Annotated in this window: 11 protein-coding genes; all 11 read right to left on the minus strand. The window is 46.8% G+C overall.

Annotated elements, in window-relative coordinates; all coding sequences use genetic code 11:
• Window positions 1-11: 11 nt before the first annotated feature.
• On the minus strand, window positions 12-3,779 hold the full coding sequence (tssM, locus tag AAGR08_RS13555) for a type VI secretion system membrane subunit TssM (protein WP_345827110.1): 3,768 nt from the start codon (window positions 3,777-3,779) through the stop codon (window positions 12-14).
• A gap of 10 nt (window positions 3,780-3,789) precedes the next feature.
• Window positions 3,790-5,151, minus strand: coding sequence for a type VI secretion system protein TssL, long form (tssL, locus tag AAGR08_RS13560; RefSeq protein ID WP_097094631.1), 1,362 nt, complete (start codon window positions 5,149-5,151; stop codon window positions 3,790-3,792).
• Window positions 5,151-6,497, minus strand: coding sequence for a type VI secretion system baseplate subunit TssK (gene tssK, locus AAGR08_RS13565; RefSeq protein WP_097094632.1), 1,347 nt, complete (start codon window positions 6,495-6,497; stop codon window positions 5,151-5,153). The genes tssL and tssK overlap by 1 nt, the downstream gene beginning before the upstream one ends.
• Before the next feature lie 2 nt (window positions 6,498-6,499).
• Window positions 6,500-7,060, minus strand: coding sequence for a type VI secretion system lipoprotein TssJ (tssJ, locus tag AAGR08_RS13570; protein WP_097094633.1), 561 nt, complete (start codon window positions 7,058-7,060; stop codon window positions 6,500-6,502).
• A gap of 99 nt (window positions 7,061-7,159) precedes the next feature.
• Complete coding sequence (locus AAGR08_RS13575) at window positions 7,160-7,645, minus strand: Hcp family type VI secretion system effector (RefSeq protein WP_097094634.1); 486 nt, start codon at window positions 7,643-7,645, stop codon at window positions 7,160-7,162.
• Window positions 7,646-7,832: 187 nt separating this feature from the next.
• Window positions 7,833-9,338, minus strand: a complete 1,506-nt coding sequence (gene tssC / locus AAGR08_RS13580; protein WP_097094635.1) for a type VI secretion system contractile sheath large subunit — start codon at window positions 9,336-9,338, stop codon at window positions 7,833-7,835.
• An 18-nt stretch (window positions 9,339-9,356) separates the two neighbouring features.
• Window positions 9,357-9,884: a type VI secretion system contractile sheath small subunit gene (gene tssB / locus AAGR08_RS13585; protein ID WP_097094636.1), complete on the minus strand. Its 528-nt coding sequence runs from the start codon at window positions 9,882-9,884 to the stop codon at window positions 9,357-9,359.
• Window positions 9,885-9,963: 79 nt separating this feature from the next.
• Complete coding sequence (locus AAGR08_RS13590; protein ID WP_345827111.1) at window positions 9,964-10,560, minus strand: fimbrial protein; 597 nt, start codon at window positions 10,558-10,560, stop codon at window positions 9,964-9,966.
• Entirely contained in the window at window positions 10,545-13,163 is a 2,619-nt protein-coding gene (locus AAGR08_RS13595) for a fimbria/pilus outer membrane usher protein (RefSeq protein WP_345827112.1), read from the minus strand. Before AAGR08_RS13595 ends, AAGR08_RS13590 begins: the two co-directional genes overlap by 16 nt.
• Before the next feature lie 83 nt (window positions 13,164-13,246).
• Window positions 13,247-13,999 carry a fimbria/pilus periplasmic chaperone gene (locus AAGR08_RS13600; protein WP_345827113.1) on the minus strand — a complete coding sequence of 251 codons (753 nt, stop codon included), beginning with the start codon at window positions 13,997-13,999 and terminating at the stop codon, window positions 13,247-13,249.
• Window positions 14,000-14,103: 104 nt separating this feature from the next.
• A complete protein-coding gene (locus tag AAGR08_RS13605) occupies window positions 14,104-14,652 on the minus strand; it encodes a fimbrial protein (RefSeq protein WP_345827114.1) in 549 nt (182 codons plus the stop codon).
• Window positions 14,653-14,678: the final 26 nt, after the last annotated feature.

Consider the following 14,678-nt stretch of genomic DNA (forward strand, 5'->3'; position numbering starts at 1 on the left):
TTCCTCCCTTATCATCCCGGGCAGCGGAATCCGCGCAACATGCCCTGCAGATTCTGATTGCCATTACCCAGCCCACCAATTTCCAGCTCTACTGGCTTGCCACCCAGTGACCAGCGATAAATTCGACTGTCTGCCCCCTGGCTCGTTACGCGTTCGGCGCTGTCCAGCCAATGCATAACCGACCATGCACCGTGGAATGTCAGATCTGGCAGTGCCGATGATGGGAGCCTCTGGCCGGTCATCGTAACGGAAGAGGTCAATCCACCTGATGGCCAGTGAAACGCCATCGGCATGACCGGGCCATGTGAGTAACGCAGCGTCTCTCCGCCAACGCTCAGCATCAGTTGCGCTATGTCCGGAGAGAGGTAGTGCACGCGGGTAGATAAATTCAATGACACTTTGCGTCCATCCGCGTCAAAGAATGCATCACGGACGGCGGCAGCTTGCTGGAAGAAGGAGAGTCCTTCACCGCCGCCATTGCCTTTATAGCGCCATGGGTAAGTTGATGTATCAACCTTGTCGGCCATGTTCTGTTTGAACCAGCTATCAACCACACCATCCACGGCAAAGAAGCGCTCAAAATCATTGAGTGATACCTCTTGCTGGCTTTTAGCAAAGGGATAGCGTCCTTGCAGCGTTTTACGACAAACCTGGCCAATGCCATTATCAATGGCTGTAACACTCAACTTTACAATGCTCTTTTGGATGCTTTCATTGGAACGTCCCAGCAGAGGCATCAAAATCCCCTTCACTGGCTCAGGCCACGTCCGCGATTCCGCCGCCAGGCGGGAACTATCCATTCCCATAACCGGGATGTCACCCTCATCAAGCGCACTGCTGTAAACCACATAGCGGGTATACTGATCGGTGAGTAGATTCATCAGCCGGTTAAGCCCAACGGTTTGGTTCGGGTTATATCCCGTGCCGTCTTGATCGCCTTTCACGAAAAGTCGTAGTGAACTGAACGGAAAATCAACATATTGATGAATAAGCCGTTGTTCACGGAAATCGACACTGTCTTTTAATCGCGTAGCTTGCTGTACCAATCGGCCGGTTCTCAGCTCAGTCTGCAAAGCTGTTTGCAGCGTTTTATCCTTGGTTTCCGCCAGAGTCGTCTCACTGACGGCACGTTCCAGCAAACCGCGCAGTGGCGAATTATCTGCGACCAGAGTTCTTAACAGCGATACATCCATACTGAGATTCTGCTGTCCCCCCATCGGTATCAGACGAATACTCGAGAGGAATTGCTGCCACTGATGCGCATATTCCTGCAGATAAAGAATCAGTACCTCATCACGCAGCGTGAGAGGATTTACCACGCGCCCCGTCTTTCCCAGTACCCAACTATCCTCACGCTGTAAGCCGATCAACGACGTAGCGAGCTGCTTCTTTACCAGGTTTCGCCACCCGTCACGGGTGAAAATGCCGGGAACCCCCTCAGGCTGATTTTCGATAGCATTTTGCTTAAAAATCATCGGCGCCTGAGGGTCAACCATCGCCTGCAGGGTGACACTTGGCGGTGCTACCAGCTGCAGTTTCTGCTTTAAATGCTGCCAAATTCTGGTGGTTTGCGGGATCTGCACCAGCATATCCCTGGCGCGCTTAACCAGCGGTTGATCGATTGGCGATGATTTTTCTCGCCATCCTTTCGAGGAGAAAAGAGCATTCAGATGACTGTCAAACGTCTTCTGTTCACCATAAGCATCGATCATGCCTGAGGCTTTCCATTGCTGGTTGATCTGGGCAATCAGGAAGCCGGCATCGGCATCTCCCTCACCATTCAGCATGAGGTAAAGCTTCAGCGCATCCCACGCAGCAAGCGGATCGTTATCGACTACGGCTTTGTTCAGAGAGATGGCTGCCTGCAACTGCAATTTTGGCAGCAACGCATTCTGTAAAAAGAAGGTGTAGAGTTTGTCCGCACGACGTTCAACGGTGGCAGGTGTGTAAAGACCATAGCGCCAGTTCAGCGGAGGATTACTGATATCCAGCCCCAAATACTGCTTCAATGCCAACGTGCTATACAGGACGCCCGGTAACAGCTGCTGTTCAGGATGATCAACATATTCAACAACTTTTTCAGTCAGTTGAGTCGTGCGAACACCAATAGTCGCCAGATAATCGTCATTCAGGTGGAAACTGGTAACAATTCCCCATATCAGCCAGACAGCGAGCAACGTTGCCGCAAGATGGCCTGCGAAGTTCTGCAAGCGATCGCGCGTACGCATGCGCAGGCTGGAACTGACTAAATCACGATCGGCACTGATCACATCACTGAAAAGCTGACGCAGGAAGTAATGTTTTCCCCAGGGAGAGTTATCGATAACTCCGCCCTCTGCTTGTTGAAGGCCATATGATGCTGCTGTTTCAGGATATTGATGTTCCACAACATTACGCCAGCGCTGAACAACCGTGTTGTTATTGAGCAACCCTTTTTCGGCTGGCTGACAGCTACTCATAAAGTAGATGCCACGCAATGTGGTATTGAACTGTGTTTCGTCATAGCGAGATGACAGGAAAATATGCTGCAGCATTTCGGTCACGCCCTGCGCTAATAAACGAAAATCCTGCGGTACGGCATACATCTGTTTGCGATCGGTGACGTCATATTCTTCCAGCTGACGCTGGCAAAGCGTACTACCAAGACGGCTTTCCAACTGAGCCAGCGTTTCGCTGATCTGCTTACCCAGTTCGGCTCCGCTGTCGTGTGATTGACGTTCAAAGGGAAGCGTTACACCAAGAACCTGTTCACGCTCAATCGCTGTGAGATTACGGAAATAAGCGCTAAAACCGGTCAACATATCCATTCGGGTGATATTGACGTATACCGGAAAACGTAATCCCAGAGTTTCTCGCGCCTCGCTGAGCCTTGAGCGTAATGCCGCGGCGATACCGAGGCGCTCAGACTGAGTACGGTGCAAAATATCTTCAACCGAGAGCGTCACAACCACGCCATGAATACTGTGTTTAGGACGGTACTTTTTCAGTGCGCCTAAGATGCCACGCCACTCCTGCTGAACATGCTCTGCTTCCTGCAGATATTTACCTGAGGTATCCAGGAAAAGCGCGTCATTGGTGTAAAGGCACTCAATATTATCGGTAGAAGGATTTTCACGATCCTGACGATTCAGCTGTTCTGGCAATGGGAAATCGAGTCCCGATGAGAACAACATGGTGGTTTTACCGGCGTTTTTAGGTCCAATTATCATGAACCACGGTAAGCGTGTTTTACTGTCGCTGAAGCTGAAAAAACGGCGCCACAATGGCAAGGCACGATGAACACGCTGGGTATGTTTCACACCCGCTGCAATGATCTGCGTGATAGCGCTCATGTCTGGTTTAGCTTCTACCGCAGCTGACCTTTTACTCATCAGTGAGTTAAGTAACGCCGGGTTTACAGCCAGCGCCTGCAACAGCCGCCAAAGTCCATACAGCCCCGTCAATACCAGCAGCCCAGCAATGACTGCACCGCGGTTTATATTGCTTTTGAGCGGATAGTTTTCCCCAATCATAATATGGGGACCCAGAGTCCAAACCATCGCCATCGCAAAGAGCGAGAGATCTAAAAACAGTGGCAGACGATTCCAGCGCAGAAGCAGCATCACAAACAGCATCACCAACATAATGATGCGGTTTTCAGCACCCGCCCAAGGGGTAGCCTCACCAAAACCAAACCAGGGGCCGAGGTACCAAACCGCCGCCGCCAGCACGCAATAAACAGCGATCAGAGAAAAGCGTCTTAATCCTGTTCCTGAGAAAATTCGATTAAACACTGACATGTTTCATCCATTAATAATTAACTAATATTTCGACGCGACGGTTTTGTGCTCGTCCCTCAGGCGTGGCGTTACTGCCAACGGGCTGACTATCCCCTTTTCCTTCAACTCGAATATTTTCAGCAGGGATGCCGGCCTGTTGCAGCCATTGCGCCACACTGGCAGCGCGTTTTTCCGAGAGAACCTGATTACTCGGAAGGCCAGGCTTATTGATGGGTTGCGAGTCGGTGAAACCAACAATCAGCGTCTTGCCATTTACGCGATGGATCTCTTCAGCCACACGCTTGAGGATACTTTGCATGCTTTCCAACACATCAAATGTGCCGGTTTTGAACATGCCGTCACCGCGGAATATCACCAGGCTGCGCTCAGGCGTTTCGTCCACAGTAACCAGCTTGCGGGCGATCTCTTCCTTAAGTAATTCGGCTAACCTTAGCTTTCCAACTGCCGGTTCTGGAGGCAGGGTTATGGGTGAACGTGCAGAAGCATCAATGCGAGTGACGATATCGCTAAGCGGGATCATCAAGTGATATTTGGCATAGATAAAACTACCGGCGATCAATACTCCGGCGACAAGCATGGAAATACGGACAGGAACATAAAACTGATAGCGTTTTTTGCCACTGCGCACCGGAACGCCTTGCGGTGACAGAGCCATGCCTCGGTCTTCCCGAGAGCTTTGTAATAGTGTCAATAGACGTTGGCGAATGCGATTAAGTTGGCGCTCACCGTTTTCAATAATGCTATAACGCCCCTCGAAGCCAAGGCCGAGAATAATCAACTGAACTTCAAGAACGTCGGCATATTCCTGAGGTGACATGGACAAGCGGCCCACCAGCAGGAAGAATTTTATGCCGCCATCGTTATCGCCTTCAAAGTGATTAAGCAGGTTGCCTTGTGACCAGTTAACATCTTTACTCCACGAACGCGCCAGAACGGCTTCGTCCAGTGCGGTACACATGCAATAGCGCACAATGGCCATTTTCTTCCAGGAAATATCTGCCTCATCGCAGACGACGCTGAAGAGCGTGATCTCTTTTTTCAGCGTCTCCTTCAGCAAATTAGCTTCATCTTTCCCGTTCACTTTTTCGGGCATTTCGCTTAACGCACGCAGTAATGGCTGCGCCGCTTCAAGTAATGGCAGGGACGCATTTTTAACGCGATTAACCCGCTCATGAATGCTTTCACTTCGCAGACGACTGCTGTCATAACGTTCATTTATTGCGTCATGATTTATCGCCGGATTGGTCTTGAAATCTGAAAAGCTGGTCGATTCATCGAGCAGGAAATGTCCCAACTCCTGGCCGTTACTATCGGTATCCGCCTGGTTATCAAAAAACGTGCTGTTCAGGTTAAAATTGTCATGCTCGCTCATTAGTCACGAATCCCCCACAGTTCCATTTTCAGGTCAGGGAAATCACCGGCAATGTGCAATGCAATAGCGCCGCTACTGGCAATGCGATCCCAGAATGGACCACTCTTAGCCAGTTCAAAGTAAACGTGGCCGGCGCTGTAGGGAATCTGACGCGGAGGGACAGGCAGAGGATGGATTTCCAGGCCAGGCAAGTGCGAACGTACCAGTTCATGCAATTGCTGCGGTGCGCTGAATTTTGCCTGAGCCAGGTATTGATGCTGCAGAATATCCATAGGTAGCTGCGCAGATACCGCGACAACCAGATTACTGAAACCGCGCAGTTCATTTGGCAGCACATTCGCCGACCAGACACCGTTACCACGTGATTCCAGCGTGATCATTTGGCCCGCACGCACCAGAATCTGGTTGAGCTGTTCATGAATATCATCAACCAGTGGGCGGATAGAGGCATAAAGGCTAGCGTGCTTGTAGCCTGGCGCCGATCGTGGTCTGCGTGTTTTCACCCGTATAAAGGTAGAAAGTTCGCCCGCAAATTTGGCCAGTTCCTGGTAGAGCATGATGGGTGGTAACTCAGGAATGGTGCGCAGATGGTCGAGCAATGGCTCATATTTATTAAAGATTTGCAGTAAAAGATAATCAACGATTTCTGCACTCGCACTCGCTTTACCGTCACTGTTTGATAATCGCGTTGCCAACATTCCCGCACGCATTTTTACCAGACCGTTCAGATGCGTCAGCCATTCGCTGAGCAACTGGTTCGCGCCATAACCTGTCACGGGTGGGATGTAATCATCAACATGCAGTAATACGCTGCCATCAGGCTGGATAGCGCGTACGCGCGTCAGCGGTAATCCAATCCACGACTCCGTCATTTCGCTTTCTGACACCAAACGGAGGCGCAACTGCGCCAGCTGCACAGGTTTAGGTCCCTGGTGAATGGCATTGGTATCATTCAGCTCAGCTTCATTGCCGTAAAAACGCGCCAGAGAACCGCTATCGTACTCATCGAAAATAGTTTCATTACTATTATCCAGGCGCAGCGGCACGGCCAAATAAATCATCTTGCCAAGATGTTCAGGTGCGATAGTTAATGGCTGCGGCAGATCGGCATGTCCTGGAATATCAAATGGCGTACCATCCGGCAGAACACCGCTCGCAGCGCGGAGAACCAGTTTTCCATATGAAAGCGCTTCACGATCAATTTCATAAGCTGAAAAACCCCAAAAAAAGGGCGTAAGGGTGAGAGCTCGCTTATGAGAGTAATATTCCAGGTAACGCTCTTGCTGTTGAAAGAGTTGAGGGCGCAGAAAAAGACCTTCACTCCAGACGACTTTTTTTGTTCTCATAATTAATTTACCGGTTTAACTGAAGTTGTCAGATTATTCATTCTGACTTGAATATGAGGCTGCCAAACTTTGTCTCGTTTAAAATAACGTTGAAACCAACTGCGCTTGGGTTTCTCAGGAATAATATAAAGTACCTTCCATTCCGAGTCGGATATGTCTCGATAGGCCGTTATCACACCCAGAGCAGTAACATTTTTAGGCGTCTCAATAACTTTATCTTTTTTCTCACCGGGGACAATCATTGTGTCGTAAATAAGCGAAATCTGACTAGTAAGTTCAGGATCCCTACTCTCAGTAAGAGTAATGAAATCACTGGCCATAAATGCTTGCTGTTGATTCAATTGATACACCGTAATACGAAGAGGGTTTGCTTCTCCTGCGTCATTTTTATTTATAGTGTTGGATGCATCAAAAGTAATTTTTACGGATTCCGTATGTGCACTCGAATCATTATTCGGCGTGCTTTGGCAAGACGTTAGCATACTGGTCATCGATAAAATGATTAACATCGTTAGCCAACGCCGATGGGAGGCGGCAGCATGATGCATTATTTTAGTAATCATTACGTCCTCCTTTAATATGAATAAGTAAAAGTAAAATTAAGGCGAGCGTTCCTTAACCCTGCCACACTTAATGTGGCAGGGCTTGTAACAAGAACTTAATTAGCTATGCTGGTTTGCTTTTACATCATAAGTCGCAGAGATAACACCAGACTTATGACCTTCAGCATTCTGCATTACATAATCTTCAGTTACTTTGGTGAAGGAGAAGCTAACTTCTTCACGTGGACGAGTTTCGTCTTTATGAGATCCACCCATTCCAACTTTAGTAATGATTACGTCAGTGAACTTCAGAATCATGTATTCCAGTGGATCGCCACCAGCTTTACGCACGGTGAAAGCGATATTTTTAATATGCTTACCAGTCAGACAGTAGCTCAACAGGTTTGGACTTGCTTTGTCGGTATAATGCTGGAACACGAAGTCAGCAACAGTAGCACGACCAGAACCACCGCCTGAACCGCTGTGCATATTCTTAGGCTGCAATACGTCCCATTTCCATTCCAGAACCTGGATCTCGTTTTTATGAGTAGCATCTAAAGATTCACCTTCGATGCCATCAATTTTAATAAACATATCTTGGGCCATAATTTCCTCTCATGGACTAGTTGTGTATAGATTATTCAATGCGATGCATTGAATGATACGAGACTACTGCACTGAATATATCCAGCACGTATTCTCAATTAATTCAAAGTAATTACATTTACTTTGAGTCTTAAATATTCGATTCAGACATTGTCCTTAATGTCCATTGTCAAACCGAATAGTTAAATCAGGCTCCGCCTTTAACAGAAGGAAGTTTGGCTACCATACGCAGAGATACGGTTAAACCCTCCAACTGGAAATGCGGGCGCAGGAAGAATTTGGCTTGGTAATAGCCAGGGTTGCCTTCAACATCTTCAACAATAACTTCAGCAGCAGCCAGTGGACGGCGAGCTTTAATTTCAATTGAGGAGTTAGACGGATCACCATCGACGTAATTCATTACCCAGTCGTTTAACCAGCGCTGCATATCGTCGCGTTCTTTAAACGTACCGATTTTGTCACGCACAATACATTTCAAATAGTGTGCAAAACGTGAACAAGCGAACAGGTAAGGTAAACGCGCTGAAAGCGTGGCGTTAGCTGTTGCGTCAGCATCATAATACTCTGCTGGCTTCTGCAGTGATTGGGCGCCAATGAAGGCGGCAAAATCGGTATTTTTACGATGCACCAGCGGGATAAAACCGTTTTTAGCCAGTTCAGATTCACGACGGTCTGAGATAGCGATTTCGGTCGGACATTTCATGTCTACGCCGCCATCATCGGTCGGGAAGGTGTGGCACGGTAAACCTTCAACTACACCGCCACTCTCAACACCACGAATCATGGTGCACCAGCCGTTCTCTTTAAAGGAACGGTTGATATTTACCGCCATCGCATAGGCAGCATTCGACCAGACATACTTGCTGTGGTTTTCGCCGTCGGTGTTCTCTTCGAAATGGAAGGCTTCAACCGGGTTGGTAACGGTGCCATATGGCAGACGAGCCAGGAAGCGCGGCATTGCCAGGCCAATATAACGAGAATCTTCAGACTGACGCAGACTGTTCCAGGCCGCGTATTCCAGATTCTGAGTAAAGATTTTAGTTAGATCGCGTGGATTAGAAAGTTCCTGCCAGGAATCCATCTGCAATACGTTCGGCGATGCACCTGCAATGAATGGCATGTGTGCAGAAGCGGCCACTTTACCAATCGATGACAGCAGATCCACGTCGGCAGCAGAGTGATCGAAGAAATAGTCCGCCACCATACAGCCGTATGGCTCACCGCCGAGTTGGCCATACTCTTCTTCATAGATCTTTTTGAAGAGTGGGCTTTGATCCCATGATGTCCCTTTATAGCGTCGCATGCTGCGACGTAATTCTTCTTTGGATACATCCATAAAGCGCAGCTTTAACTTTTCATCGGTCTCGGTATTGGTTACCAGGTGATGCAGACCTCGCCAGGCACTTTCCAACGACTGAAACTCTTCATGGTGAAGAACCAGGTTAATTTGCTCTGACAGCTTGCGATCAATTTCGGCAATAATTGAGGCGATACTTTTATAAGCATCGTCAGATACCGTCACCGAGTTTACCAAGGCCTGTTCAGCCAGCGTTCTCACTGCGCCTTCAACTGCTGCTTTGGTCTGTTCGGATTTAACTTTAAACTCTTTATTCAGCAAAGAACTAAATGCACTTGCCTGAGAAGCGGCTTGTGCTGCCGCATTTTGTTTTTCCATCATTCGTGAAGTTGACATCATGTCTCCTTATTTACTCTACGCAGGTTTCGCTTCAGAGCCGTCATTGCTCTTTTTAGGCGCAGAGGCCAGAGAATTTAACAGCGCTTTATCCTGCAGAAGTTTCATCACTAACTCTTCCGCTCCCGCTTTACCGTCCATATAGGTCTGCAGGTTGGCAAGTTGAGTACGTGCTTCTAGTAGTTGGGAAAGAGAATCAACTTTTCGAGCAATTGCATCAGGCTCAAAGTCACTCATACTTTCAAAAGTTACATCAATCATCAGCTGACCTTCACCGGTCAGTGTATTCGGTACCGCAAATGCCACACGTGGACGCATTGCTTTCATACGCTCATCGAAATTATCGATGTCAATTTCCAGGAATTGACGATCGGCAACCAGTGGCAACGGTTCAAGTGGTTTACCCGATAAGTCTGCAAGTACACCCATTACAAATGGAAGTTCAACTTTCTTTTCAGAACCGTATATTTCAACGTCGTATTCAATTTGAACGCGAGGCGCTCGATTTCGCGCAATAAACTTCTGCGAATTATTTTTATTAACCATGATAACCTTTCTGCATTTTATTATTTAAACGTACCCGAATGTTAATCCGGAATCATTAATCACTCATTTCTTACTGCAGTTACTTGTAAGTCAGGTCAATGGTGGAGCGAGTTTGCACAAGCCCCGCACTCACTGCTCCATTACTCTTAGCATAATAACTGGCGATAAAGTTGTGTGTCACTTCATCACCACTTGCAGGAATTAAATACTCCTGAAAGCTGTTATTATCGTCGATACTCAGTTGTGTACCGTCAATTTTCCGCACCCGCACTTGAACATCATTGCTGTAATCGTTGCCGGTGCTATTCACCAGGTTACCCGTCTCACTGTCTGATGTATTTCCACCACTGGTGGTAAAACGCATCTCAATGGTACGGTTAAGCGGACAATTTCTCAGAGAAATAGGGAATTGCGTGCTCCCTACCTCATCTCCACTTTTTTGTAATAATTGCGATGATACCGTGGGCAATACCACCGTTCCTGATTCACCACCATTATTAACGCTAACGTCGCAAGTCTGCGCCAAGAACGTTCCCAAAAATGTCACATCAATATTGCAGCTGCCTTTGATTGCGCAGCTCTCTGCAGCCGCGGAAAAACCAATCAGCATTAAGGTCATGCCAAGTAAAGGTTGCAGCACGTTTAATGAAGTTTTCCCACCTAGTTGCGTAAACATGTCACCTCCAGTTGGACCATATTCAGATCCTCAGAAACAGCCTTATTCACAGGTGCAGCATCTTTCGCTATACATTTAAGCTTCTCTTCACCAACCGTTGCTAATAGCGGCCCTTGCGCCGGATCCCAGCCACGGATAAAGGCTTGACCACCTTGCCCTACCACGCTTTGACTCTTGCCGTTCGCATCCATAAGATCGGTCCCAATAGGCAGGTAACTATGAGAACTGTCGCGTAATGTCAGAATCATTGGGGTCCCGGTGATCGTATTCATCACGACAGATAATGCCGCTCCCTGGCGCGGATACACGCGTTTTTCATTATCAAGAACATCAACTGTATCGGGTAAACCTTTCGCATCGAGTTGAACTGCGTTCTCACGGTATGGATAAAGAGAAGGCTGAATGGCATAACCAAAACGGTTAATCTTCGCTCCCTGTCCATTAAATATTCTTGCCCCTGCTGCGCCTTTTGCCTCAATAATGGCAAACGGTGCATCGTTAATTGGAGGTCCCAGCGTTACTCCACCCGCATGGGCGACTACGCTTCCCCTCATTGATCCAGAAAATTGCGTGTTCGAATCATTTGCCGTTGCACTCAGGCCAACCTGACCAACAGAAGATTGATATTGAATATTTCCGTTTACCGCGTTATCACTTGATTTATTGCCAGTATTCGCACCTACACCATATGTAAACTCACTCTGGTCGCCCTGAGAACCTGTAGCATTAGTTTGGAACTTCGTACCACTTTGGTTACTTTTGCTCACCGTGCTGTATAAAGAATTAAACAATGGCTTATTGGTATAACTTCCACCAAGAGGTATATTAATTGCCAGTTGAATAACATTCTCATCACTACCATTACCAGCACGCGAGCGTGACCCGGTGATTGAATAACTAAATTTCTCAAGTGAGTGGTTAAAGCTTACTGAATACTGCCGTGATTCAGTCTGGGATCCCCAATAACTCGCCAAACTCCCGCTAAACCATAGCGATTTATTATCATCTATTTTCTGATTGACGCTGGCTGTAAAGCGATTCTGCGTACGATAATTAACATATGGTGAGTCATATCCATTACGCTCTTGCGTGTTTACTGCCTCACGAGCCAGCGCCATTTCACGAAAGCTGTAATAGCCACGAGAAGAGTATCGATAAGCCGCCAGCGTAATGTTGGTATCGGTTGGTCCTAAATATTTACTGTAATTAACCTGGTAACTGTTTCCTAAGCGCTGAGTATTATTTGCCAAAACGCTACGGGCATTGATGACATCAAACGAGAGTCCCCCTATTGGCGTATTGAACGCTTGTCCTGCGCCAAAAGCTTTATAATGCTCACCAATCAGCGCGCCGCCATACATGGTCCAGAAGTTCATTAGGCCACGATGATAAGTTGCCTGAAAGAGATCGGGATGTGCACTTATTTGCTCCTCTTTTAACTGACCAAGAGCTAAAGAGAAGCGCGACGAACCCTCACGTAACAACATAGGTGGTGCTGAGAACGGTATAAGCTGCTGTCTGGTTCTTCCATCGGCTTCCGTTATTGTCATCACCAAATCACCACCGTACCCCATTGCCCCGAGATCGGTAATAGCGAAAGGTCCAGGAGGTACGATAGTTTCATACAGTAACTGCCCACGCTGGCGAACGGTGATTTTGGCGTTAGTTTCAGCCACACCACGCAGTATGGGCGAATAGTTACGCATTTCAGTGGGTAGCATCCGTTCATCCGTCTGTAGGATTACGCCACGCATACTAAAACTATCAAACAGCTGGCCATTACTGCTGGTTTCACCAACAGTGAGAACGCCTTTTAAGGGCGTAATATCACGCTGTGCATAGGTATAACTATTTTGTGTGGTAAATGGCGATTGATTACTCCAGCCAAAATTACTTCTTTTACGTAAGCGCCACTCCCCCGCATTAAACCCAGCCGTCACACCTAAGTTTGCAGTATTATTACTATTCCCTTTAACTACACCTTGATTAACCTGCCAAAAGTTGGCGGCATAATCGATAAAACCAGCGGTTTGACCAGATTCCCATAAACTTGGATCAACATAATCATCACTGCGATGGCGCACATAAAGCTGAGGCACTTGCATATTGAGTTCAAAATCGCCGCTATTATAGTTACTGCTAACGCCTTCAATCCAGCGGTCAATGAAATAGCAATGATCCGCGCCATCTGGGCGCATTATTCTGAGTTGTTTTGCGCGTTTCTCATCAGGCACCAATCCTAACTGGCTCAGCTGTCCTTGAGTGAAACAGGGTTGCGCATTGTCGCTAGTGTTTGATTGGATAAAGCTTAATTTCAGATAGCCGCGAGCCCTTCCATTTACATTGGTAGTAACATTATAAACACCAGGAAACGTCATATTTCCTTCAGTAAATCGGGAAATATCGATGTTCGATCCGTGCAAAAAACCACTATTGAAATTTATTTTCTCTGGCGTAACTGCACTATCTGAGACCTGTGGAACTTCCTGCACATTTGTTTGACCTTCAGCAATCAATGGGAAGCAGAGCGCCAATTTTATTAGCACACTAATCTTCTTAAACTTACTGAGAGGTCCATTCCCTGAATATTTACTAGGCACCACAGTGTAAACTCCTTTTAAGGGGTTTTATAATCCATTAATTAAGGCTTGCGGCTAAGCATTCATAGAGATCTTTTTTCAAAAACTCACTTTTTATCTTTTATGAAACCACCACCCTGTGACTGAAGTTTCTCGGAGATAATCCCACCAAACTCATTAATATACTGAAAATCCATAGAGGTAATAGATGACAACTTAGACTTGTTTTCTGGATAAAAAACCTTCTCAGATTTTGGTGCAATCATATCTGATGTCATTTTCACTTTTTTATTTTGAGAGAAGGCATTAATGGTATTAAAAGAATAATAGTAAGGTGTAGGGTTCTTCAATTTTATTCCTGCACCATGATTACTATCATTTACTAGTGACCACTCAAGCTTATCCAGCTCAGTTGAGACGGAGCCTTTAAGCAGTGCTTTGGGGCGATAAAAAATCTTTATTCGCGTACGAAACGCCAGCTCCAATTTTTGCCCACCACTATCGTTACTGGCCTTAGGCGGTATTTCCAGCAAGTTAAACCAGAAAATAGATTCACGATCCTGCGGAAGCGCCATACCGTTGTAAATCATACGGACACTCTGACCTTTATTAGGCTCTATGCGAAAGACCGGGGGCGTAACAATAAAGGGGACTTTTGTATTTTGCACGTCAACCTTAGTGTCTCCGTCATCAACCCAAACCTGGGCCAACGCGGGTGTATCACCTCGGTTAATGGTACGAACATTGACTTCAGTTTGATCACCTGGAAAAACGACGCGCGTCCCACTGATTATAATGGAAGAGAATGCCGGTGACACCACACTAATTAATAGTGAAGCTAAAAGGATTTTTTTAAACATAATATTTACCAGCCGCATAATATTTCATGAGCAAACAAACTATAACTGATTAATTTACTAATTTTAAAAGTGGTGCCCATTAAGGGCACTCACTTTAATTTTTCTTAGTTGTATGCCAGTGAGTACAGAACTTTCGCTTCAACATTACCCGCTGAGGAAGCTCCGCTCGCATAATAACCCGCTACGTAAGTTGTAGTCGCGGTTCCGGTAGCAACATCGATTGGGAAGTACTTACCGGTATCACCCAGCTTAATAACACTGCTGTCACCATAGTTATACAAACGAACCTGAACCTGACTAGCTGCATCGGTCAAAGCAGCGTTTGTCAGGTTACCTGTTGTTGCATCAAAACCGGTGCTACCAATCGCTTCAAAATGGACAGCCACCTCTGTCGGGTTTGCTGGATCTGCAGTTCGTGGGCAGTTTTCTACACTAATAGTAAAGTTTTTAGAGCCAGCCTCATCCCCTGGGTTCGCCAATGATGTGGTATTCACTGTTGGCAGAGTAACCACTTTATTTACGTCCGTAGGAACGATCGAGCAGGTCGAGGTGATAACTTTACCTTTAAAGGTGATATCACCACTGGTTGCTGCTGCTGCATTACCTGCTGCGATCAAAGCCAAAATTGCAACTGAAGTTTTCAACATGCGCATTATTACTATCCTCAAATAGATATTCC

Origin of the sequence: Pantoea sp. BRR-3P (assembly GCF_039621635.1) — a bacterium.
GTDB classification, from domain to species: Bacteria; Pseudomonadota; Gammaproteobacteria; order Enterobacterales; family Enterobacteriaceae; genus Pantoea; species Pantoea floridensis.